The sequence below is a fragment of the Hydrogenophilus thermoluteolus genome, from assembly GCF_003574215.1.
In the GTDB taxonomy this organism is placed as follows: Bacteria; Pseudomonadota; Gammaproteobacteria; order Burkholderiales; family Rhodocyclaceae; genus Hydrogenophilus; species Hydrogenophilus thermoluteolus.
In genome coordinates this window covers 2,169,262-2,192,503 of record NZ_AP018558.1, presented here as the reverse complement: position 1 = coordinate 2,192,503, position 23,242 = coordinate 2,169,262, and the positions used below count along the sequence as shown (strand labels likewise).

General features: G+C 65.6%; 21 protein-coding genes. 10 read left to right on the top strand and 11 right to left on the bottom strand.

Translation table 11 applies throughout. From position 1 onward, the window contains the following. Position 1: 1 nt before the first annotated feature. The 5 genes from gshB to thrH all read right to left on the bottom strand — a co-directional run bounded on the left by gshB (position 2) and on the right by thrH (position 4,272). Positions 2-958 (bottom strand): glutathione synthase, encoded by a 957-nt coding sequence (gene gshB, locus HPTL_RS10650; RefSeq protein ID WP_119335958.1) that lies wholly within the window; start codon positions 956-958, stop codon positions 2-4. Positions 959-971: 13 nt separating this feature from the next. Then, complete coding sequence (gshA, locus tag HPTL_RS10645) at positions 972-2,285, bottom strand: glutamate--cysteine ligase (protein ID WP_119335957.1); 1,314 nt, start codon at positions 2,283-2,285, stop codon at positions 972-974. Between the two features lie 91 nt (positions 2,286-2,376). Then, positions 2,377-2,652 (bottom strand): HU family DNA-binding protein, encoded by a 276-nt coding sequence (locus HPTL_RS10640; protein WP_119335956.1) that lies wholly within the window; start codon positions 2,650-2,652, stop codon positions 2,377-2,379. Between the two features lie 106 nt (positions 2,653-2,758). Next, entirely contained in the window at positions 2,759-3,634 is an 876-nt protein-coding gene (purU, locus tag HPTL_RS10635) for a formyltetrahydrofolate deformylase (RefSeq protein WP_119335955.1), read from the bottom strand. Beyond that, a complete protein-coding gene (gene thrH / locus HPTL_RS10630; RefSeq protein WP_119335954.1) occupies positions 3,631-4,272 on the bottom strand; it encodes a bifunctional phosphoserine phosphatase/homoserine phosphotransferase ThrH in 642 nt (213 codons plus the stop codon). The genes purU and thrH overlap by 4 nt, the downstream gene beginning before the upstream one ends. Positions 4,273-4,324: 52 nt before the next feature. Here thrH and HPTL_RS10625 point away from each other — a divergent pair, with 52 nt between their 5' ends. Continuing rightward, positions 4,325-4,621: a hypothetical protein gene (locus HPTL_RS10625; RefSeq protein WP_119335953.1), complete on the top strand. Its 297-nt coding sequence runs from the start codon at positions 4,325-4,327 to the stop codon at positions 4,619-4,621. Between the two features lie 20 nt (positions 4,622-4,641). On the opposite strand, the gene HPTL_RS10620 is transcribed toward HPTL_RS10625, so the two are convergent. After that, positions 4,642-5,055 (bottom strand): RNA-binding S4 domain-containing protein, encoded by a 414-nt coding sequence (locus HPTL_RS10620; RefSeq protein ID WP_119335952.1) that lies wholly within the window; start codon positions 5,053-5,055, stop codon positions 4,642-4,644. Positions 5,056-5,124: 69 nt separating this feature from the next. Here HPTL_RS10620 and HPTL_RS10615 point away from each other — a divergent pair, with 69 nt between their 5' ends. The 8 genes from HPTL_RS10615 (at position 5,125) to HPTL_RS10580 (ending at position 16,957) form a co-directional block, all read left to right on the top strand. Further along, positions 5,125-7,314, top strand: a complete 2,190-nt coding sequence (locus HPTL_RS10615) for an ATP-binding protein (RefSeq protein WP_170141352.1) — start codon at positions 5,125-5,127, stop codon at positions 7,312-7,314. 32 nt (positions 7,315-7,346) lie between these two features. Continuing rightward, the gene (locus tag HPTL_RS10610) at positions 7,347-7,865 is read left to right on the top strand and encodes a DsrE family protein (RefSeq protein ID WP_119335950.1); all 519 of its coding nucleotides are present in this window, start codon (positions 7,347-7,349) and stop codon (positions 7,863-7,865) included. Positions 7,866-8,004: 139 nt separating this feature from the next. Continuing rightward, positions 8,005-11,574: an indolepyruvate ferredoxin oxidoreductase family protein gene (locus HPTL_RS10605; protein ID WP_119335949.1), complete on the top strand. Its 3,570-nt coding sequence runs from the start codon at positions 8,005-8,007 to the stop codon at positions 11,572-11,574. Between the two features lie 26 nt (positions 11,575-11,600). Further along, positions 11,601-12,266 (top strand): molybdenum cofactor guanylyltransferase MobA, encoded by a 666-nt coding sequence (gene mobA / locus HPTL_RS10600; protein WP_119335948.1) that lies wholly within the window; start codon positions 11,601-11,603, stop codon positions 12,264-12,266. 4 nt (positions 12,267-12,270) lie between these two features. Further along, positions 12,271-13,629: an efflux transporter outer membrane subunit gene (locus HPTL_RS10595; RefSeq protein WP_170141351.1), complete on the top strand. Its 1,359-nt coding sequence runs from the start codon at positions 12,271-12,273 to the stop codon at positions 13,627-13,629. A 60-nt stretch (positions 13,630-13,689) separates the two neighbouring features. Next, positions 13,690-15,003, top strand: a complete 1,314-nt coding sequence (locus HPTL_RS10590) for an efflux RND transporter periplasmic adaptor subunit (RefSeq protein ID WP_170141350.1) — start codon at positions 13,690-13,692, stop codon at positions 15,001-15,003. An 83-nt stretch (positions 15,004-15,086) separates the two neighbouring features. After that, positions 15,087-15,767, top strand: a complete 681-nt coding sequence (locus HPTL_RS10585; RefSeq protein ID WP_349497531.1) for an ABC transporter ATP-binding protein — start codon at positions 15,087-15,089, stop codon at positions 15,765-15,767. Continuing rightward, a complete protein-coding gene (locus HPTL_RS10580) occupies positions 15,758-16,957 on the top strand; it encodes an ABC transporter permease (RefSeq protein WP_119335944.1) in 1,200 nt (399 codons plus the stop codon). The genes HPTL_RS10585 and HPTL_RS10580 overlap by 10 nt, the downstream gene beginning before the upstream one ends. A 1-nt stretch (position 16,958) precedes the next feature. Here HPTL_RS10580 and HPTL_RS10575 read toward each other — a convergent pair whose 3' ends face one another. Genes HPTL_RS10575 through argS form a run of 4 tightly spaced genes read right to left on the bottom strand, consistent with a single transcriptional unit; the run spans position 16,959 to position 20,537 of the window. After that, a complete protein-coding gene (locus tag HPTL_RS10575) occupies positions 16,959-17,390 on the bottom strand; it encodes a PilZ domain-containing protein (RefSeq protein WP_119335943.1) in 432 nt (143 codons plus the stop codon). A 5-nt stretch (positions 17,391-17,395) separates the two neighbouring features. Next, positions 17,396-18,052, bottom strand: coding sequence for a thiol:disulfide interchange protein DsbA/DsbL (locus HPTL_RS10570; RefSeq protein ID WP_119335942.1), 657 nt, complete (start codon positions 18,050-18,052; stop codon positions 17,396-17,398). 22 nt (positions 18,053-18,074) lie between these two features. After that, the gene (locus tag HPTL_RS10565) at positions 18,075-18,701 is read right to left on the bottom strand and encodes an SPOR domain-containing protein (protein ID WP_119335941.1); all 627 of its coding nucleotides are present in this window, start codon (positions 18,699-18,701) and stop codon (positions 18,075-18,077) included. A 24-nt stretch (positions 18,702-18,725) separates the two neighbouring features. Next, the gene (argS, locus tag HPTL_RS10560) at positions 18,726-20,537 is read right to left on the bottom strand and encodes an arginine--tRNA ligase (protein ID WP_119335940.1); all 1,812 of its coding nucleotides are present in this window, start codon (positions 20,535-20,537) and stop codon (positions 18,726-18,728) included. Between the two features lie 160 nt (positions 20,538-20,697). Here argS and HPTL_RS10555 point away from each other — a divergent pair, with 160 nt between their 5' ends. Then, positions 20,698-21,771 (top strand): AI-2E family transporter, encoded by a 1,074-nt coding sequence (locus HPTL_RS10555; protein WP_119335939.1) that lies wholly within the window; start codon positions 20,698-20,700, stop codon positions 21,769-21,771. On the opposite strand, the gene thiI is transcribed toward HPTL_RS10555, so the two are convergent. Beyond that, positions 21,725-23,182: a tRNA uracil 4-sulfurtransferase ThiI gene (thiI, locus tag HPTL_RS10550; RefSeq protein ID WP_119335938.1), complete on the bottom strand. Its 1,458-nt coding sequence runs from the start codon at positions 23,180-23,182 to the stop codon at positions 21,725-21,727. The two genes, HPTL_RS10555 and thiI, sit on opposite strands and share 47 nt — an antisense overlap. Positions 23,183-23,242: the final 60 nt, after the last annotated feature.

Below are 23,242 nucleotides of genomic sequence, written 5' to 3'. Positions count from 1 at the left end.
TTCAGTGGTTCGCGATCACCGCTTCGAGCCGTTCGATCGCACACGCCGCAGGGTTCTCGCCACTTTGCGCGGCGATCTCGACGAAGCAGGTGGGGCTCGTGACGTTGATCTCGGTGAGTCGGCCGCCGATCAGGTCGAGCCCGACGAAAAAGAGGCCGCGTCGCCACAGGATCGGTGCCAGCGTTTCGGCGACCCGCCGCTCTTCCGGGGTGAGCGGCATCGCCACGCCGGTACCCCCGGCGGCGAGGTTGCCGCGCGTTTCGCCCGCTTTCGGGATCCGCGCCAGCGCCCACGGCACTACCGAACCGGCGATCAATAAGACCCGTTTGTCGCCGTCGGCGATCGCGGGAAGGTACTGCTGGACCATGATCGTGCGCTGGCCCTGTGCGGTGAGGGTCTCGACGATCGCGTTGCGGTTGGGGTCGTTGTGGCGGATGCGAAAAATGCCCGCGCCCCCCATCGCGTCGAGCGGCTTCACGATGACGTCGCCGCCGAGTGCGTCGATCGCTTCCTGGACGTCGGGAACGCGACGCACCACTCGGGTTGGCGGGATGAATTCGGCGAATTCGAGGATGCTCAATTTTTCGGAGTGGTCACGCACCGCGCGCGGGGCGTTGAAGATGCGCGCGCCTTCCTGCTCCGCCCGCTCAAGGAGCCAGGTGAGCGTAAGGTATTCGAAATCGAACGGCGGGTCGAAGCGCAGCAGCACCGCGGAAAATTCACGGAGCGCCCGCCAGCGTGGGGTCACACCTTCTGCCCACGCGGTATGCGGGGCGTTGGGGTCGACGGCAAGCGGCAGCGCTTCGGCACAGACGCGGTCGTGTCGCCAGGCAATCGCGCCGGGATAAGCGACCCAGATGGTGTGGCCACGCGCGGCCGCTTCCCGCATCAGAAAGAGCGAGGAGTCTTTCTTCGGGTTGAGCGCAGCGAGCGGATCGATCAGAAAGAGGAGTTCCATCGTTGGCTTTCCGTCATCGGGCGGTCGCAAGTGGGGTTGCCGCTACATCGCTGTGCGATTCGTTCAACGATTCGATCTCGCGGGTGGCTGCCGCAAGCGCCAGACGCGCAACGACGCCGTACGCGTAGAAGCGGTTGGGTTCGGCGTCGGGTGCGGCGGTGAAGTCGGGCACCGAGCAGGGGCGAGCGAAGGTGAGCGGTGTGAAGTGCATCCCAGGGGCGTTGAGGTTGTCGTCTGGGCCGCGTTCTGTATGGACGCGGTAAAACCCGCCCACAACGTAGTGATCGATGAAATAGACGACCGGTTCGGCGGCAGCGCCGTCGACCCGTTCGAAGGTGGGGACCCCCTCTTGCACGATCACTTGGGTTACCTCGAGCCCCTCTTTGACCCGTGCCATTTTGTTGCGGTCGCGGCGCGAGAGTTCCCGAAGTTCCACGGGGTCTTTGACGACCATCACCCCCATGCCGTAGGTGCCCGCATCCGCTTTCATCACCAAAAACGGCGTTTCGGTGATGCCGCGCGCGGCGTATTCCCGTCGGATTTCGGCAAAAAGGTCGCTTGCGGCATCGGCAAGCGCCTCCACCCCCTGTTTGTGGCGGAAGTCGACGCCCCCCACGGTGCGGTACGCGGGGGTGAAATACCAGGGGTCGAGCGCGAAGGCTTCGGCGAATTCGTTCGCAACCTGCGCGTAACACGCCGCGTGGTGCGATTTGCGGCGACGATGCCAGCCCGCTTGCGGCGGCGGGATCACGATCTGCTCGAGCGGTTCGGCGAGGATCGCCGGAATCCCTGCGGAGAGGTCGTTGTTGAGGAGGATCGCGCACGGGTCGAAATCTGCAAGTCCGACGCGGTTGCCACGCCGGACGATCGGTTCGAGGACGAGTGTGCCCGCTGGTGTTTCGAACGGCGTCGGTTCCGTGATCTCAGGAAGGAGCGAGCCGACGCGCACCTCGACCCCCGCCAGGCGCAAAAGCCGTTGCAAGTGGAAGACGTTGCTGAGGTAGAAGCGGTTCCGGGTGTGGTTTTCAGGGATGAGCAAGAATTGCCGCGCTTCGGGACAGACCCGTTCGATCGCGACCTGCAGCGCTTGCACGGCAAGCGGCGTAAAGGGCTCTGCCAGGTTGTTGAATCCGCCCGGGAAGAGGTTCAAGTCCACCGGCGCGAGTTTGAACCCGGCGTTTCTGAGGTCGGTGGAGGCGTAAAAGGGTGGCATGTGCTCGGTGAACCAGTGGCGAAACCAGCGTTCGATCGCCGGTTGGTGCGCGAGGAACTGGTGTTCGATTTCGAGCAACGGACCGGAAAGGGCAGTGGTGAGGTGGGGGATCATACGCAAAGTCGCAGTCCGTAAGCGGAAAGAGAGAACGGCGCGGCTGCACGCGGTGCAGTCGCGCCGAATGTGCGAATCGAAACGGGGTAAATTACCCGAGAACGGCTTTCTTCAGCGCCGCACCGGCGGTGAATTTCGGGAGTTTCGTCGCCGGGATGGTGATCGTGGCGCCGGTCTGCGGGTTGCGACCGGTACGTTCGCCGCGGGTGACGACTTCGAACGAGCCAAAGCCCGTGAACGTGATCTTTTCGCCTTTCGCGAGCTGTTCGGTGACGGTGGCGAGCACGGCGTCGAGCGCACGTGCGGCCTCTGCTTTGCTGCTGCCCATCTTGTCGGCCAAGGCTTCGACGAATTCGCTTTTGTTCATGATTTTCGCTCCTGAAAAAATGGTGGAACAACCGGGCGTGTCGCCCCCTCCTCCTGCATGTGTTCGCTATTTTGCCGCAAAAACGGTCGTTTGCAACCCCTTTGGCTCAGCGGAAGACGATGGTGCGTGCGCCGTGGATCAAGACCCGGTCTTCGATATGATAACGCAGCCCGCGCGCCAGCACCGCTTTTTCGATGTCTTTCCCGTAGCGGATCATCTCGTCCGGTGTGTCGGTATGGTCGACACGGATCACGTCCTGCTCGATGATCGGCCCTTGGTCGAGCTCGGGCGTCACGTAGTGACAGGTGGCGCCGATCAGTTTCACGCCGCGTTGCCACGCTTGGTGGTAGGGGCGCGCGCCGACGAAGCTGGGCAGGAACGAGTGGTGGATGTTGATGATCTGTCCCGCATACGCGTCGCAGAGTTCGGGCGGCAGGATCTGCATGTAGCGCGCGAGCACCATCACGTCGCCTTTCGCTTCGTCGAAGATCCGGCGGATTTCGGCGAACGCTTCGGGTTTGTTCTCTGGCGTGACCGGGACGTGAAAATAGGGGATCCCGTGCCATTCGACGATGCCGCGCAGCGTCTGGTGGTTGGAGATCACGCAGGGGATTTCGACGTCGAGCTCCCCGGCTTGCCAGCGCGCCAGGAGGTCGTAGAGGCAGTGTTCTTGCTTCGAGACCAGGATCACGACCCGCTTTTTCACCGCCGAATCGGTGATCCGCCACTGCATCTGGAGCGGTTCGGCGACCGCATGCGCGAACTGTTCGCGCAACGTCACGAGCGGCAGCGTGATCGAATCGGCGCGCAGTTGCAGGCGCATGAAGAAGCGACCCGACGGGTTCGCGGCGTCGGCCGGTTCGGCGTGGAAATTGGTTTCGAGGATCCACCCGCCCAGTTCGGCAAGGAACTGCGACACCCGCGCGACGACACCCACCTGGTCCGGGCATGACGCGACGAGCGTGTAGGTGCGTTCGCTCATCGTGCGGCTGCCTCTTGCCGTTCTTGGGCGATGCGGGCAAACGCGTCGTCGATCGCCGCACGCAGTTCGCTGTACGCTTCGGGGACGAGCGGGAACTGCGGGAACGCTTCGACCACGACCTGCGGCGCGCGAAAGAGGATGCCGGCGTCGGCTTCGGCGAGCATCGTGGTGTCGTTGTAGGAGTCACCCGCGGCGACGACCCGGAAGTTGAGCTCTTTGAAGCGCTTCACCGCTTCCCGTTTCTGGTCCTTCATCCGCAGCCGGTAGCCGGTGATCGTGCCGTCGGGAGCGACGACGAGGTTGTGGCAAAAGAGGGTGGGCCAACCGAGTTGCCGCATCAAGGGGCGCGCCAGCTCTTGGAAGGTATCGGAAAGGATGATCACCTGGTAGCGTTCGCGCAAACCATCCAAAAAGGTTTTGGCGCCCGGTAGCGGTTCAAGGGTGGCAACGACCCGTTCGATCTCCCGGAGGCCTAAGCCGTGCTGTTTCAGGATCTCCAGGCGAAAACGCATCAACCGATCGTAATCGGGTTCTTGGCGGGTAGTGCGTTTGAGTTCCGGTATTCCTACCGCTTCGGCGAACGCCACCCACATTTCGGGGATCAACACCCCCTCAAGGTCGAGACAAACCAGTTCCATCTTCGCTTCCAAAGGGATACAATAAACGAATTCTAACAAGGAAGCCTACTCAATGCGCGGAGGGATCTGGCTTTTGGCGGCTGTGCTCGGCGTCGTCGCAGTGGTCGGCGGCGTGGTGGCGCGGGAGCAGGCGCCAGCGGTGCAGCTCAAGGAGGAGGCGCGGGCGATTCGGCAGCAGGCAGACCAGGAACTGGCCGCGGCACGCACCGCCTGTACGCAGCGGATTCAAGTCGATCTGTGTCTGGACGAAGCCCACCGTCGGTGGTTGGCACGCTTGCAAGAAGCAGCGGAAAAAGAGGAGATGGCGCGTCGTCTGTCGTCGGGCGCGGCTTCGTCGGCTTCGTCGTAAGGTGCCGGTGCGGTGCGCGGTCACGGGGCGCGCTGTTGGCGCTTCAGCGCCCGCAGGCGGGCGCGGTCGATCGCGGTTTTGCTGGGTTTTGTAGGTGCCGCTTGCAGGGCGCGACGTTCGGCCACTTGTGCCTGGCGGCGGGCGTGACTTTCGGGGTCCTCGTGGTAGAGCGTTTGTGCCACCTCGGCGGGGCCGCGGCGGTCGCTGAGCGCAGCAACCGTAATCTGCCATTCGTACGGGCCGATGCGGATCGTGTAGCGTTCGCCCACTTTGACGCGGTGCGACGCCTTCACCCGTTCGCCGCCGCGCTTGACGTGTCCCGCCGCGATCGCTTCTTGCGCGCGGGTTCGGGTTTTGAAGAAACGGGCAGCCCAGAGCCAGACGTCCAGGCGAACCGAATCGAGGTTTTCCGCTCTAACGGTGTGGTGCCCCATGAAAGGTCATCCGGGTTGCGTTTGCGCGATGATACCCGAACCGCCAGGTAAGCAAAAGGAGTCGTGATTTTGGCCAAGCGCCTCGCTCATCTTTTTCAAGCCCTCGACGCATCGGACCGGGATCCCCATGCGCCGCTCCTCGGGGCGTGGTTGATCCGCTTGACGCTCGCGTTCGGGTGGCACCGCCACTTGGACAAGGAGAGCATCTTTTCCGAGCCGATCCTGCTCGACAGCGACTACGTGCGCTACGTGGGCGAATTGGTCCCGACGCGGGAGGACGAAGACGGCGATACGGTGATCGACCGCGCCGCGATGCGCAAGCTCGGCACCGCAGGGATCGAGAAGCGGTTGCTCGAACGCTTGGAGCAGCTCGAAGCCGCGATCAACCCGAAATTGCCATTGTTGCGCAATTCGGCACGTTTGGGCAAAGTGCTCGGGCTCAACCGCGCCGAAGTGGGCGTGTTGCGTTTCGCGGTGGCGTTGGCGGCGTTTCGCCGTTTCCACGCGGCGGTGGCGGCGGCGAACCAACCGGGTGGGCTCGACCATGTCGCGTTGGCGGTCGCGGCGATCGCGAACGTTCGCCGCGCGCTCGTCGTCAAAGCGTTGCGGCCCGACGGGGCGCTGCACCGCGCCGGGTTGGTTCGGGTCGATGCGGCGCACCGTGCGGGGCACGACCTGGAAACGCGCTTCGACGTGATGGGGCGGCTGCCGCACCTCTTGCTCTCGAGCCAACTCACCACCGACGACTTGATGGCGGCGTTCGTTCGGCCGGTGGTGCGGCAACCGCGCTGTACGCTCGCCGACTTTCCCCATTTGGCGCAGGATGCCGCAACCTTGATCGCGCTCGTGGACGGAGCGCTCACGACCCGTGCCAAAGGAGTGAACCTGCTCTTTTATGGCCCGCCGGGTACCGGCAAAACCGAGTTCGCGCAAGCGCTCGCGCAAGCGCTCGGCGCGCGGCTGGTGGAGACGCCAGCGCAGGATGAAGCGGGCGAACCGATCCAGGGTCAAGAGCGGCTGCGCGCCTACGCCGCGGCGTCGAGCATCACCGCGCGCGCGGAACGTACGTTGATGCTGCTCGATGAAGCCGAGGATGTGCTGCCCACCGCGGGGCATTCCCTGCTTTCCTTGTTGGGCGGCGACGACGACACCGCGCCGACCCGAGGCGCGAAGGCGTGGACCAATTGGCTGCTTGAAAACAATCCACTGCCAACGATCTGGATCACCAACGACGCGACGTTCGATCCGGCCTATTTGCGCCGTTTCGCGTACGCGGTGCGTTTTCCCGTCCCGCCCGAAGGGGTGCGGTTGGCGATCGCGCGGCAAGCGTTTGCGGGATTGGGCGCCAGCGACGAATGGTTGATGCGCCTCGTGCGCCACGAGGCGGCGTCACCGGCGCTCTTGGCGCAAGCGGCGCAGGTGGCACGTTGGGTCGCGTCGCGCCCGGCTGGGAAAAGACCAGAGACGGCAGTTTCACCGCTTGCCGCGGCGGAACGGGCGTTGTCGGCGAGTTTGGCGCTCCTGGGCGAACAGGGTGTGCCGCGGCTACCTGCCGCGACTGCGCTCGACTGGGCGTTCCTCAACCTCGACATCGATCCGGAGCAGCTCGTTGCGGCGCTGTCGCGGCAACCGCACGCAACGCTCTGCTTCTATGGCCCGCCCGGTACCGGCAAGACCGAATTCGCGCACGGGATTGCGCGCGCGCTCGACAAGCCGATCGTGGTGAAGCGCGCCTCCGACCTGTTGTCCAAATGGCTGGGCGAAAGCGAAAAGGCGATCGCGGCGATGTTCCGGGAAGCGCGCGAGCGCGGGGCGGTATTGCTGCTGGACGAGGCCGACAGTTTCCTGGCCGACCGCCGCGGGGCGCACGCGCACTGGGAGGTGACGCAAACCAACGAACTGCTCACGCAGATGGAGGCGTTCGACGGCATTTTCATCTGCACCACCAACTTGGTGGAACAGCTCGACGCAGCGAGCCTGCGCCGCTTCGCGTTCAAAGTGCGGTTCGACTACCTCACCGCGTCGCAGCGGGCAGCGCTCTTCGTCCAAGAGGCGGTGCGGCTGGGGGTTCCGCGCGACGAAGCCGAAGCGTGGAGTGGCCGCACCCGCGCGCTCGACCGCTTGACGCCTGGGGATTTCGCGGCGGCAGTGAAGCGGTTGCGTCTGCTCGGTGGTGCGGCAAGCGGCGAGGCGCTTTTGCACGCGCTGCGGGAAGAGGTGGTCGCAAAGGGCGGCCCTCGGCAGCGGCTCGGTTTTTGAGGAACGACCCCCAACAGAGAGGAGCGTGCACGATGACCAAACCCACGCGAACCGACCCAAGACCCACCCAAAACGCCGTGACGGGCGAACGCGCGCCCGACCGTCGCCGTCGACTGGCACTGACCGCACCGGCTGCGTTGGCGCTCGCAGCCGGGGGGGCACGGGCGGGGAGTGGTTTCGGCGACGAGATGCCGCACAAAATCGTCTACCAGCTCAACCAAGCCGACCCCGAATACATCGGACATATCCTCAACTCGGTCTCGGCGATGCTGGGAAAATACCCCGATCAGATCGCAGTCGCGGTGGTCTGCTTCGGCCCGGGCATTCACCTCATCGCCAAAGCGCCGCAGCGCCCGATCCCGGAGGAGTTGCGGCAGCGGGCGAAAGGGCAGGCGGAGTTCTACGGCGTGCGCTACATCGCGTGTGGCAATACGATGAAAACGCTCGGGTGGGGCCCGGAGGCGATCGAACCGTTTGCCGAGATCGTCGAAGTGGGCGCGGCGGCGATCATGGAGCTCCAAGAGGCCGGGTACGCCTATCTGGCGTGGTGATCGGGTTTTCCCTAACTTTTCTCGAATGCGGTAACGCGCAAAAATAAAACCAAATCGCCACCGAACACCACGATTCGCGAGCGGTCGCCGCAGAGTCGAACCGCTTTGCGGCGCGCAGCCACACCAAAGGAGACAGAAGATGAACGCACCCATCGGTCAGCTGGCGCTGGCCCGCTATACCCTGGACGACCGCTACCGGGAACGCCGGGTTTTCTTGACCGGGACGCAGGCGCTCGTTCGGTTACTGATCAACCAGAAGATCCGCGACCAGGCCGCTGGGCTTAACACCGCGGGGTTCGTCTCCGGCTACCGCGGCTCCCCGCTGGGCGGTCTCGACAAAGAGTTGTGGCGCGCGCAAGCTTTCCTGCGCGACCACGCGATCGTCTTTCAACCCGGCGTCAATGAAGATCTGGCGGCCACCGCGGTCTGGGGAACGCAACAGGTCGGCCTGTTCCCGGGTGCCCGCTACGACGGCGTCTTTGCGCTCTGGTATGGCAAAGGTCCGGGGGTCGACCGCAGTGGCGACGTCTTGCGCCACGGCAACGCCGCGGGTACGTCGCCCCACGGCGGCGTATTGGTCGTTGCTGGCGACGACCATGCCGCGAAATCGTCGACGCTGCCGCATCAGACCGACCATATCTTCAAAGCGGTGATGATGCCGGTGCTCGCGCCAGCCAACGTGCAGGAGTACCTCGATTACGGAATCCACGGTTACGCGCTGTCGCGCTACAGCGGCTGCTGGGTCGCGTTCAAAGCGGTGGCCGATACGGTGGAGAGCGCCGCGTCGGTCGACGCCGATCCGTTCCGCGTCACCGTGACCATTCCCACCGACTTTCCGATGCCGCCGGGCGGACTCAACATCCGCTGGCCCGATCCACCGCGGGTGCAAGAGGAGCGGCTGCTGCACCACAAGCTCTACGCAGCGCTCGCGTACGCGCGGGCGAACGAACTGAACCGCATCGTGATCGAACCCGAACGGCCGCGCCTGGGGATCATCACCAGCGGCAAATCCTACCTCGACGTGCTGCAGGCGCTCGAAGACCTGGGTATCGACGCCGAACGCGCCAAGGCGATCGGCATCCGCCTGATGAAGGTCGGGATGGTCTGGCCGCTCGAAGCCGACGCGGTGCGCCGCTTCGCCGACGGGTTGGAAGAGATCCTGGTGGTCGAGGAAAAGCGGCAGCTCATCGAATATCAGCTCAAAGAGGAGCTCTACAACTGGCGCGAAGATGTCCGGCCGCGGGTGGTCGGCAAATTCGACGAAAAGGGGGAGTGGGCCCACCTCGTGCGTCCCGACGGCACCGTCGACCACGGCGAATGGCTCTTGCCCGCGGCGGGGGAGCTCACGCCAGCGATGATCGCGCGTGCGATCGGCAACCGCTTGGCCCGTTGGTACGATTCGCCCGAAATGCGGGCGCGGCTCGAATGGATCGCGCAGAAAGAGGCGGCGTTGGCGCGCCTGCCGCTCCATGCCGAACGGCTCCCCACCTTCTGCCCCGGGTGTCCGCACAACACCTCGACCCGCGTGCCCGAAGGGAGCCGCGCGGTTGCCGGGATCGGCTGCCACTACATGGTCACCTGGATGCCGGAGCGCCACACCAGTACCTTCACCCAGATGGGGGGCGAGGGGGTGCCGTGGGTCGGGCAGGCGCCGTTTACCGAAACGCGCCACATCTTCGCCAACCTGGGCGACGGCACCTACTACCACTCCGGGATCCTGGCGATTCGGCAGTGTATCGCGGCGGGCGTCAATATCACCTTCAAGATCCTGTACAACGATGCGGTCGCGATGACCGGCGGGCAGCCGGTCGACGGACCGCTCACCGTCCCGATGATCGTCGCGCAACTCAAAGCCGAAGGGGTCCATAACTTGGTGATCGTCACCGACGGTACGCCCCGCGCTTACGGTCCGGCCGACGTCGACCATGTGCCGATTCGCCACCGCAAGGAGCTTGACGCGATTCAGCGCGAATTTCGCGCGTTGCCTGGGGTTTCGGCGATCATTTATGACCAGACCTGCGCGGCGGAGAAGCGGCGGCGCCGCAAACGCAAGCAGTTCCCCGATCCCCCGCGGCGGCTCTTCATCCACCCGGAGGTTTGCGAAGGGTGCGGCGATTGCGGGGAAGTGTCGAACTGCGTCGCGGTCTGGCCGCTCGAAACCGAGTTTGGTCGCAAGCGGCAGATCGACCAGTCGAGCTGCAACAAAGACTACTCCTGTGCCGACGGCTTTTGTCCCAGCTTTCTCGTGCTCGAAAACGCGCAGCTCAAAAAAGGAGAAGCGCTTGCGGGCGACGACGATTGGCCGCTGCCGCCCGAACCCGGCGTGCCCGCGCTCGACCGCCCGTGGAACCTCCTGGTGACCGGAGTCGGGGGGACCGGTGTGGTGACGATCGGCGCGCTCATCGGCATGGCGGCGCACCTGGAAGGGAAAGGGGTGACGACGCTCGACATGACCGGTCTTGCGCAGAAAGGGGGCGCGGTCTTCAGCCACATACGGCTAGCTGCAACTCCAGAGCGGATCACCGCAGCCCGCATCGCTGCCGGGGAAGCGGACGCGGTGATCGGCGGCGACCTGATCGTCACCGCGAGCGACGAGGCGTTGGCGAAAATGACCGTCGGGCGTACCCGTGTGGTCGTCAATACGGCTGAGACGCCGACGCTCGAATTCACGCGCAACCCCGACTGGCAGTTCCCGCGCGAGCGGCTGCTGGCGCAGATCGGTGAAGCGATCGGGGGGGCGCCCTTCGCGTTCGACGCCACCCAATTGGCGACCCGGCTGATGGGCGATGCGCTCTTCACCAACGCCTTTCTGCTTGGCTACGCGTGGCAACAGGGGTGGGTGCCGGTTTCTGAGGCGGCGCTCCTGCGTGCTATCGAATTGAACGGGGTCGCGGTTGCCGCGAACCAGAAAGCGTTTTTGTGGGGGCGGCGCGCCGCGGTCGATCTGGATGCAGTGCGCGCTTTTGCCCACAGCGAACCCAAGGGGATCTTGCGCCTGTCGCAGACGCTCGACGAAATGATCGCGCGCCGCGTCGCACACCTCACCCGCTACCAGAACGCGCGCTACGCCGAACGGTACCGGGAGCGGGTCGAACGGATCCGCGTCGCCGAACGCGCGTTGCGGCAAAAAGCGGGTCAGGCGCTGCCCGATTCCGCATCCGAGACACCAGACGATTTGCCGCTCACCGCGACGGTGGCCCGCGAATACCATCGCCTTTTGGCGATCAAAGACGAATACGAGGTGGCGCGGCTGTGGAGCAGCCCCGAAGTGTGGCAACAGCTGACCGAGACGTTCGAACCCGGTTTTACGCCAAAGTTTTTGCTCGCGCCGCCGTTCTTGGCCAAACCCGATCCCCTGACCGGTCGGATCGAAAAGCGCACCTACGGTCCGTGGCTACGCCGGGTCTTCCCGTGGTTGGCACGGTTGAAGTTCTTGCGCGGTACCCCGTTCGACCCGTTCGGACAGAGTGAAGAGCGGCGCTGGGAGCGAAAACTCATCCGTCTCTACGAAAGCGATCTGGCGGAAATCGCCGACCAGTTGCGCAGCGATCGTGCAACCCTCGACCTGTTGTCCCGTGCCGAAGCGCTAGCGCGTTGGCCACGCACCGTGCGGGGCTTCGGGCACGTGAAGCGGCGCCACGGCGAAGCGGCGCTGGCCGCGCGGGAGCGGGCGCGCGAAGCGCTGCGAAACGGGAATACCGCGACGTGACACAGGAAAGAGAGGACGACATCCCGATGTCCCATGCCGAACCCGACCCGAACCGGCCCGCCGTGACCGGGCTGATCCTTGCCGGTGGCGAAGGGCGGCGCATGGGTGGCGTTGACAAAGGGTGGGTTACCTGGCGTGACAAACCGCTCATCGCGTGGGCGATCGAGCGGTTGCGTCCGCAGGTTACTCAGCTCCTTGTCAGTGCCAACCGCAGCCTCGAGCGCTACCGTGCGCTTGGCTACCCCGTGGTCAGTGACGCCCCTGAATGGCGCTTTGCCGGGCCGCTTGCCGGGATCGCCGCGGGGCTGGCGGCGGCGCCCAGCGAATGGGTGGTCACGGTGCCATGCGACGCGCCGCTCCTGCCTCGCGATCTCGTAGCGCGCTTCTTGGCCGCGGCGCACAAAGCAGGGGTGTTGGCGCGTCCCGGTGTCCACGGAGCGGAGACCACGCACGACACTCTGCCGCCCGTCTTTTTCGCCCACGACGGCGTGCGTGCCCATCCGGTCTTTTTGCTCGTCCATCGTGCCCATTTACCCAGTCTGACCGCGTTCTTGGCGACCAATCGGCGTAGAATCGACGCCTGGTACGGAACTTTGCCGCACAGCGCGGTCTCATTCGCGGATGAACCCGACGCCTTCGCCAATTGCAACGACCCCGAATCCCTTGCCCAGCTCGCGGCAACTGCACGTTAGGTGGGTGTACCTGGCGCCGCTCTTCCTGTCCGCGTGCGCGGTGCAGCCCCCGCAATACCCGAATCCCGAAGCCGATTGGCCCAAGCGTTTCCACCATGGCGTTGCCGAGGTTGCGCCAGCCAACGTGTCGTCGCCCTGGTTGACCGCCGCACCGTCGCTCGCCCAACTCTTTACCGCGGTGCGGGCGGCGAACCCTGAGCGAGAGGCGGCGCTTGCGCGGTGGGCGAAAGCCGCAGCGCTCGCCGAGGCGGCGCAGGCGCAAGCCGGGGCAGTGACGATCACCGCGAATGCGGGCATGACGCGTAGCGGTACGGGCGCGGCGCGCACCGGCCAAGCCAGCGTCGACGCCACCACGCAGGCGGGGATCGATGGGCAGTGGACGCCAGACCTTTTCGGTAGGCGCGCGGCGGCGGCGCGCGCCGCGGCGCTGCAAGCCGAGGCGGCCCACTGGGCAGCCGCGCACCTTGAACGGCAGTTGCTCTGGCAAGCCGCGCAGGCCTACCTCGACGCGATCGCCGCGCGCGCGCAGCAGGCGGTGAGCGAACGGCAAATGGCCATCGTCGCGCAGAGCCGGGCACTCCTTGACGCCCGCATCGCGGCAGGACTCGCAAGCGAACGGGAACGGGCACAGCTCGAAACCCTGGCAGCGCAACTCGCCGCACAGCGCGCCCAAGCGCAGGCGCAGTATGCTGTTGCCGTCGAACGCCTGGTGACGCTTACCGGAGGCGGAGAGGGCCCTTGGCGCGATCCGCCGCCCCTTTCTGCAGACGACCTCTTGCCACCGCCGCCCGACCCCGGTACCCCGATCGACCTCTTGCGCCGCCGTCCCGACGTGCGCGAAGTGGAGCGGCAGCTCGCGGCAGCGGTGGCCAGTGCGCTCGAAGCGCGCGCGGCGCAATACCCGACTTTTCCGCTCACTGGGACGCTTGCGTTCGCCGCGGCGAATCCGGCGGCGATGTGGCAGATGAGCGCGGCGAGTTGGGCGCTGGCGTGGAACCTTTCGGCGACGCTCTTCGACGGTGGGCGGCTTGCTGCCGAAGCGCGCGCTGCCGACGCCGCGGTGCGCGAAGCGGCTGCGAACTACCGGGCTGCGCTCGTCGCGGCGTTGGGCGAGGTCGAACAGACGCTTGCGCAGCTGCACGCGAACGACGCGCGCCGTCACGCGCTTGCCGCCGCAGCGCAGGCAGCCGAGCGGGCGTGGCAACTGTTGGACGCGCAGTACCGCGCCGGGCTCGTCGATTACGCGCTCGTCCTCGACGCGCAGCGCACCTGGCTCAGCGCCGAAGCCGCTTACCAGACGGCACTCGCGACGAGCCGAAACGACCGCCTGTTGCTCGAATACCATCTGGGCGTGCCATGGTGAGCGCGTGAAGGAGGGTGCGGTGACCGCAAGGGGAGCAAGGAGACCAAGGAGCATGCTATCGTGAGGGAGGCAGACAATAACGAGGGGGGACAGACTGCTGTGGGGGTGCTTCCGCCAGAACTGAGCGCACGGCTGCGCGCCCAGCCCCGGCGCACACGCTGGCGCTGGATCCTCTTGGCGCTGCTCTTTGGAGGGGTTGCCGGAACGTGGTGGTGGCACACGCAACCTGCGCAGCCGGTGGTGCGCTACGCCACCGACGCAGCGCGGATCGCAGACCTGGTCGCGACGGTGACGGCAACCGGGTCGTTGCAGCCGACCCGACAAGTAGACGTGGGTGCGGAGATTTCGGGCACCGTGCGCGAGGTGCTTGTCGATTTCAACGACCGCGTCACCCAAGGGGCGGTGCTCGCTCGGCTCGACACGCGCAAGCTCGAAGCGCAGCGTCGCCAATTGACGGCGCAGTTGGCGGCAACGCGCGCCAAATTGCCCGAGGTGGCGGCGACGATCCGGGAGACGCAGACCCGTTTGGCCCGTTTGCGGACCGCGGCGCGAACGAGCAATGGCCAAGCCGTGGCGCAAAGCGAACTCGATGCGGCGGAAGCCGCGGTGGCGCGTGCCGAAGCCAGCGACGCGCAGGTGCGGGCCCAGATCGCCGCGATCGAGGCGCAACTCGAGGAGGTGGCGATCAACCTCGACAAATCGGTGATCCGTTCTCCGGTCGACGGAGTGGTGTTGCAGCGCAAAGTCGACCCCGGCCAGACGATCGCGGCGTCATTGCAAGCGCCGGTGCTCTTCGTGATCGCCGAAGACCTGCGCGAAATGGAGCTATTGGCCGACGTAGACGAAGCCGACGTCGGCCGGGTCCGCGCCGGGCAGACGGTCCATTTTCGGGTCGACGCCTTCCCTGACGAAACCTTCACGGGGAAGGTGACGATGGTGCGCTGGGGCAGCGAGGTGGTCAATGGCGTCGTCACCTACAAAACGGTGATCGCAGTGCAAAACCCTGACCTGCGGCTTCGTCCCGGGATGACCGCAACCGCCGAGATCGAAACCGATCGCCGCGAAGGGGTATTGACGGTGGCGAACGCGGCATTGCGCTATCGTCCGCAAGCAAAGCGGGCAGAAGCGTCGAAAGGTTTTTCCCTTTTCGATTTTCTGCGCCCGCGGATTCCCCGCGCCCCACAATCACCGCCACAGCGCGAAACGCGCGGCGCGGTAACACTCTATGTGCTGCAAGGGGGCGCGCCAAGCGCGGTGACGGTTCGTTTGGGGCTGAACGACGGGCAGCGCAGCGAGGTAATCCAAGTGGAAAGAGGGGAACTGCGCGCCGGTACACCGGTGATCGTTCGGGAACTGCGCGCGGAGGCGCCGTGAGCGACGCACCCCAGCCGCAAGCCCCGGCGCCGGGCTCGGGCGGGGCAACCGCTGCGGGTGCTGCGCTTTCCCCGCTCGTCGTCTTGGAAGGGATCACCCGCGTCTATGGGGCGGGCGACGCCGCGGTCTCTGCACTTGCCGGGATCGACCTCACCGTGGCGCGCGGCGAATTCGTCGCGCTGATGGGGCCGAGCGGTTCGGGAAAATCGACCTGTATGAACGTGATCGGCTGCCTCGATACGCCCACCCAGGGGCGCTATACGTTGGCAGGGCTGGAGGTGACCGCGCTCGACGCCGACGCGCGCGCGCTGCTGCGGCGCTACGTGATCGGTTTCGTCTTCCAAGGGTTTCACCTCTTGCCGCGGCTCACCGCGTTGGAAAACGTCGAATTGCCGCTCCTCTACCAAGGGGTGAAAGCGGCGGAGCGCCGCGCGCGCGCCCAAGCGGCGCTTGCGCAGGTGGGGCTTTCCGGTCGCGAAGGGCATCGCCCGAGCGAACTCTCTGGCGGCCAACAGCAGCGGGTCGCGATCGCGCGCGCGATCGTCACCCGGCCGCAGCTTCTGCTCGCCGACGAACCCACCGGCAACCTCGACACCGCGCGCAGCCACGAAATCATGCAACTGCTGGCCACGCTCAACGCGACGCTAGGGGTGACGATCGTGATGGTGACCCACGAACCGGAGATGGCCGAATACGCGGGGCGCATCGTCCATTTCCGCGATGGGCGGATCGAACGTGAGGAGAGGGGCGGCCTATGTGGATGATCGCGTGGCGCGAAGCGGTGCGGGCCCTTTCGCGCAACCCGTTGCGCTCGTTTCTCACCGTGCTCGGGGTGGTGATCGGGGTTGCGGCGGTGATCGCGCTCGTCACGCTGGGGCGCGGCGCAACCGCCGCGGTGCAGCAGCAGATCGCCGCGATGGGGTCGAACGTTCTCTTCATCAGCCCGTCGCGCGGCTTCGGGCCCGGCAGTCTGACCGTTCCGTTCACCGTCGAAGATGCCCGCTTTCTCGAGCGCGAAGCGGCGTCGATCGCGATCGCTGCGCCTGCCGCGGTGACCAACCGCACCGTGATCGCCGGCAACCAGAGCACGACGACACAGATCGTCGGCATTGGCGAAGGGTACTTGACGGCCCGGCAGTGGCCCGTAGCGGACGGCCGCGAACCGACGCCGGGCGAGCTCCGTTCCGGTGCCCCGGTCTGTCTGCTCGGACAGACGGTAGCGACGACGCTCTTTGGCGACCGCTCGCCGGTCGGCGAACGGATGCGGCTCGACCGGTTGAGTTGTTCGGTGATCGGGGTGCTCGCAGCGAAAGGGCAATCGGCATTCGGCAGCGACCAGGACGACCTGGTGATGGTGCCGTTGCGCCTCTATCACCGCCGCATCGCGGGCAACACCCAGGTGCGGTTCATCATCGCTGCCGTTGCGCCCGGCTACACCAGTAGCGAAGCGATCGCCGAAGTCCAACAGTTGCTGCGGGAACGGCGGCGGGTCGCACCGAACGAGAGCGACAACTTCCGCATCACCGATTCGCGCGAAATCGAGCGGACGTTCACCTCGACTACCCGGATGCTCACCGCGCTCCTATCCGCGGTGGCGGCGATTAGCCTCGTGGTCGGCGGGATCGGGATCATGAACATCATGTTGGTTTCGGTCACCGAGCGGACGCGTGAGATCGGCATTCGGTTGGCGATCGGCGCGCGCGCGGTCGATGTGATGACACAGTTCCTGGTCGAAGCGGTGGTACTTTCGCTTGCGGGCGGCGCGATCGGGATCGTCCTCGCGCTCGTGGCTTCCTATTTGGCGGCGCAGGCGCTCGGGTTTCCGTTTCTCCTCGATTTCGGCGTGATCGCGCTGGCGGTGCTCTTTTCCGCCGCGGTAGGGGTGGTGTTCGGTTTTCTGCCCGCGCGCCGCGCCGCGCGGCTCGACCCGATCGTCGCGCTCCGTCAGGAGTGAATCACAAAAACGAATTCCCCTCGACAATCGCGCGCGCCTCTTCTTCGCCGATGCGCACGCGGGCATTTGCCAGGATGTAATCGATGAGCCAACGGGTGAGGCGTTCGCTCTCTGCCGGGTCGAGCGCCACGAATGCGCAGCCGATGCGGCCGTCGCTCACCACCGCGCGGACTTCGGCTTCACCGCGAATCGGTTGCGCGTCGTTGTCGTTGTGCAAAACGAAGGGAAAGGAGGTGGTGGGTAACTCAGTAGGGCGGCCACACGAAAAGCCGCCCAGCGAGAGGTCATAGACGGGGCGGTCATCGCCGCCGGGCACGCCGGCGAAGTCCACCCGAAAACGGCGCGACGAGACGAGCGCGACGTAGATCCGTTGGTGGCGGCGGCGCTCCGAAGGCGCGGCGTCCGTTGTCAGGTAACTACCGGCTCCGGCCATGCCCGTCACCCTTTCTGTCGACTTTGCCGAATGCGCGCAATCAACCGATCCGCTTCGGCCAATGCGGCTTCGTGGCTGCCGGTGAGCGACGCCGAAGTGCGATAACGCCCCGCGATCGCAAGCGTCGGCACCCCTTGGATCTGGTATTCACGCGTCTCGCGGTCGGCCTGTTTCACGCGGGTCTGTACGCCGAACGAATCCCACGCTTTCGCGAGCGCCGCACCGTCGGCCCCCTGCTCGCGCACCCATTCGGCGGCGCCGTCGCGGTCGTAGAGCGGACGCCGTTCGTCTTGCAATGCGGCAAAGACGCGCGGATGGAGCGTGTCGAGCGCGCCGATTGCCGCGAGCGCGAAATGAAACGTCGCCAGCCCTTGGAGCACCCGTTGGTTCCAGATGACCGGCACCGCGCGCACCCGCACGTCGCCAGGCAATTTCGCTTTCCACGTCTGCAAGAGCGGATCGAAATTGCGGCAATGGGGACAGCCGTAATGGAAGAACTCCAGCACTTCGATCACGTCGCTGGGCGAGGCGATCGGCGGGTCGATCACTTCGTGGGTGGGGGCGGCTATGCCGGCACGCGGCAGCGCAGCCAACGCAAGCAACCCGCCTGCGGTGCGAAGCCACGCGCGACGGGTAAGCAGATCACCAAAGTCATTGTGCATTCGCTCCTCCTGAACAGGGTGATTACCCTCTGACCATCACGGGTTGGTAACCCGCCCCTTGCAGCCGGTTGCGGACCGCTTGCGCCGCCTGTTGTGAGGGATACGGGCCGACACGGACGCGGTAAAGGGTTCGACCATCATCCATCCGGGTGGGTTCCACGTGCGAAGTGAGCCCCAAGAGTGCCAGCTCGGCGCGCACCCGGTTGGCCTCTTGCTCCGAGCCGAATGCGCCCACTTGCCAGAACCAGCGTTCGTTCGCGGCGGGCGGTGCCGAGGGAGCTGGCGGGACCGGCCCCGTGATCGAGGACGTCGCGTTCGGTGTTGCCACGGGCGGTGTGGCAGCCGGTTCCAGGGCAGCGGCGGCAAGCGGCGCCGACCCAGGCTGTGTGGCGACCGATTGGGGGGGGTTGGGTTCGGTGGGTGCGCCACCGTTTTGGCTGCGAAGCATCCCGAGAATCTCTTTCGGGATTTCGCTGGGGGTGACGGTGGGCGCGGATTGGGTTCGAAACGGGGAGTGGCGCGTGACGTACCAGGCCGCAGCCAGCGCGAGCATCGCGCCCAGCGCAATCCCGAGGAGCAGCCCCACCAGGGTTCCCCCCCACTGGGGGCGCGGAGGTTGTGTTCGCGCTGCGATCCGAGCCACGTTCATCGTTCCGTCACCATCCCAACCGACTCACATCCGCTCCGGCGCCGAAACGCCGAGGAGCTGCAGACCGTTTTTGAGGACCCATTGCGTGGCGCGCGCCAACGCCAGCCGCGCGTGGCGTACCGCTGGGTCCTCGACCAGGATGCGATCGACGTTGTACCACGCGTGGAAATCGGCAGCAACCGCTTTCAGGTAGAACGCGATATGGTGCGGCGCCCGCTCTTCGGCGGCGGTGGTGACGATGGCGGGGAACATTTGCAGCTGCTGCGCGAGCGCAAGCGCTGCTGGCGAGGCTTCGAGCGGGGCGAGGTCGGCGGTAGCGAGCGTTTCGTCGATCGCAGCGTCGCCCGCTTCGTGCTCGCGCCATTCGCGCAGTACCGACGCGATGCGCGCATGCGCGTACTGAACGTAATAGACCGGGTTGTCGTTCGATTGCCGCTTTGCCAGATCGAGGTCGAAATCGAGATGCTGATCCGACTTACGCAGGATATAGAAGAAGCGGGCCGCGTCGTTGCCCACTTCGTGGCGCAGTTCGCGTAACGTGACGAATTCACCGGCGCGGGTGCTCATCGGCACCTTTTCGCCGTTGCGGTAGAGCACCGCGAACTGCACGAGCAAGACTTCGAAGCGGCTGGTGTCGAGCCCCAGCGCCTCCAGCGCCGCACGCATGCGGGGGATGTAGCCGTGGTGGTCGGCGCCCCAGATGTCGATCACGCGGTCGAAGCCGCGTTCGAATTTGTTGAGGTGATAAGCGATATCGGAAGCGAAATAGGTGTAGCTGCCGTTGGCGCGCTGCACCACGCGGTCTTTTTCGTCGCCGAACGCAGTGGCGCGGAACCACTTCGCGCCGTCTTGGGTGTAGATGTGGCCCCGCTTTTCCAGCGTTTCGATGGTGCGCGCGACCAAACCGGTGTCGTAGAGGCTCTGCTCCGAAAACCAGTTGTCGAAGGTGACGCCGAACTCAGCAAGGTCGTCGCGGCAATCGCCGAGCTGTTCGGCCAGCACGAACTGGTGCAGCCACACATAATCTTCGCCCAACAACCGCTTCGCGTTCGCGATGAGCGCATCAAGCCGCGCTTCGCGTTGTTGGGCTGCGTCGTCGTCGGTGCGTTCCGCAGGCGGCTCTTCGGGGACGCCCGCAAGGAGCGCTTCCGCCGTGGCAGTGCAGAACCGTGCGCCGTGCGCCTGTTTGAGGGTTTCGGCCATCGCGACGACGTATTGCCCCTGATAGGCGTTTTTCGGGAAGGGAATCTCGACACCGAAAAGCGCAAGGTAGCGCAGCCAGGTGGAGAGCGTCAGGATGTCCATCTGGCGGCCAGCGTCGTTGACATAGTATTCCCGCGCGACCTGCCAACCCGCGAATGCCATGACGTTGGCAAGCGTCGCACCGTACGCGGCGCCGCGACCGTGCCCGACGTGGAGCGGCCCCGTGGGATTGGCGGAGACGAATTCGATCTGTACCCGTTCGGCGCGGGGTTTGCCGGCGCCAAAGCGGTCACGGGCGGTGAGGATCTTCGGCACGACCGCCGTTTTCGCTGCCGGGGTGAGACGGATGTTGAGAAACCCAGGCCCGGCGATCGTCACCTCCGCAACCCACGGGTGGGGGGTGAGCTCGCGCCGGATCGCTTCGGCGATCGCGCGCGGGTTTTGTTTGAGCGCTTTGGCGTGCGCCAGCGCCCAGGTGGTGGCCCAGTCACCGTGGCTGGGGTCTTTGGGGCGCTCGAGCGTCACCGGTTGATGGGCGTGGTCGGGAAATGCTGCAGTGATGGCTTGATGCAGCCACCCCGCCAAGACGTGTCGGGGTTCCAAGTGGGTCCAATCGTGTGTGGTTTGTGCCATGATCTTGGTAACGAAAGGGTTTGCTTCCGATTATACTCGCCCCGCTGAGCGCGCGCACCCCATCGGCCCGAAATGAGACCACGGGCGGGGAACGTTCGCAACGGCCCAAGGGCGTGATCGCGCAACCCAAGAACCTGAGAGTGAACGAAGAGGAGGGAACGTGGCGCAGGAACGCGAACCGCGTCGGGAGCGAACGGGGCAGCTGCCTCTGCCGCTCTTCGTCATTGCGGCGCTTGTCGTGATCGGTGCCGGGGTGCAGGCGGTGGCGAGTTGGCTCGCGCCGCTACTGGTCGCAGTCTTTCTTGCGATGATCTCGGTGCCGCCGCTCGTCTGGCTCCATCGCCGTAAAGTGCCTTGGGGGGTGGGGATCGTGCTGCTCTTCGTCGTCGTTGGGTTCGCAGTGTTTCAACTCTTCAACGTCATCGAGCTCACCGCGCGACAACTGGCGGCGAATGGCCCGGAATACCAGAGCAAATGGTTGTCCTTCTACAGCGGCGTGCAAGCGTGGCTGGCGGCGCGCGGCGCGCCGTGGGAGTCGCTCCTGGCGGAGTTGCCGACCCCGTCGCTTGCGGTGATCGCGCAAGGGGCGCGCACGCTCGCTGCGGCAACCGGTCAGGTGACGGCCAATTTCGCGTTGGTGCTCTTGGCGTACGTCTTTTTGCTGCTGGAGGTGCCAACGCTTACGGCCCGTTTCACCGCGGCGTTCCCGCGCGAGCGACGGGCACAGGTGCGGATGCGCCGCTTCTTGGCGGCGGTGAATCGCTATCTGGTGATCAAAACCAGTGTGAGCGCCGCTACCGGGTTGCTGGCGTGGGGGCTGTTGGCGTGGCGTGGGGTCGATTTCGCGCTCTTTTTCGGCGTCTTGGCGGGGCTCTTGAACTTCATCCCGACGATCGGCTCGATCATTGCCGCGCTGCCCGCGGTCGTCTTGGCGCTGTTGCAGTATGGCCCAGTCGACGCGGCGGTGGTTGCGGTGGGGTATCTCGCGATCAACGTCGTATTGGGCAACGTCGTCGAGCCGCGCTGGATGGGGCAAGCGCTAGGGCTTTCGCCGACGGTGGTGCTGGTCTCGCTCCTTTTGTGGGGCTGGTTGCTCGGCACCGTGGGCGCGTTTCTCTCGATTCCGCTGACGATGATCGCGAAATTGGCGCTCGAAAGCCACCCGAGCACGCGGGGGTGGGCGGTGCTCATGGGCGGGGCGGTCCATTCGGGCGGAAAACGTACACCTGGTTGAAACCGGCTTGGCGCAACCGCAGCGCGTGGAGCTGGCTCAACACCCCTTTGTCGCAGTAAAGCAGATAGCGTCGGTTGGGGTCGAACCCCTTCGCTGCCTCTTTGAGTGCGAAAAAGGGGACTACCCGGTGGGGCAGGGTAAGCGGTGCCGCTTTGACTCGCTCCGGTGGGCGAATGTCGAGAATTTCGTCGCCCGCTTCCGGCGTCGTCACGACGGGCACCGCCGGTTGCGCGTTGATCGTCTGCGGGAGCTGATCGACCGGGGTTACCTCGCGCGCGGCGATCGCTTCGTCCAGGCGCGCGAAATCGAAACGGCGTTCGACCGCGGCCAAGCGTTGGAACGAACCGTGGGTGACCGGATGACGCGAGATCACCGCGCAATATTCCGGCATCGTCTCGGCGAACTGCCGCGCGCCGATGCGCTCGGCCCATGTGATGATCTCCCCTTTGTCCACGAACGCGAGCGGCCGCAACACCAGTTTGCCCGTTGCGCAGTCGATGAGCGCCAGATTGCGCAGCGTCTGACTGGAGACCTGTGCGACGCTTTCACCGGTGACGAGCGCGTCGATGCCCATTTCGTCCGCGATCCGTTCCGCGGCGATCAGCATCAACCGTTTCAGCATCACGCCCATGTAGCTGTCGGGGATCTGAGTGAGCAACGCCTCGACCACCCCTTCGAACGGCACCGAGATGAAGTGGAGGCGGTGTGACAGCGCGAACCGCTGCCACAGATAGAAGCTCATCTGCTTGACGCCCAAGTCGTGCGCGGCACCACCCAAGTTGAAGAAGAGAAAGTGGGTGCGTACGCCACGGCGCAGACTCATGAAACTGGCCACGGTCGAATCGAAACCGCCGGAGACGAGCGCGAGCGCCTCACCTTGCGAGCCGAGTGGAAAACCGCCCAGCCCCGGAATCCGCGCGTCGACGAAGGCAAGCTGCGTACCGTCGAGTTCGAGCTCGACCACCACCTCCGGTTGGGTGAGGTCGACCTGCGCGTTCGGGGCGGCGGCAAGGAGCGCGGCGCCGACGGCGCGCTCGATCTCCTGCGAGGTGAACGGGTGTGTGCCCTTACGACGAGCGCGCACGGCAAAGCGTTTGCCGGTGACGCGGGGTGCCGCTTCGGCAACGATCGCGGCAGCGACGGCGTCGAGTGTCGGGGTGTCGAGCTGCGCGGTCTTGACCCGCCATGCTTGGTTTACCCCCGGGGTCTGGGTGAGCGCGGCTTCGGCCGCAGTCGCGCAAGGGTCGGCAACCGTGACGTCGATGCGGTCGCGGTGGCGCGCAAACGTCGCTTCGATCCCGCGCTTGGCGAAAACCGCTTTGAGGTTTTCGGCAAGCTGCGCGCTCAGCTGTTTGCGCACGCTGCTGCCCTTGATCATGATTTCCGGTGCAAAGCGAACCCAATAGCGCATCGTCTCGTCCCCGCCTAGTGAAGGAGCGTATTGTACGGAACCGGCGGACAAGACGGTACA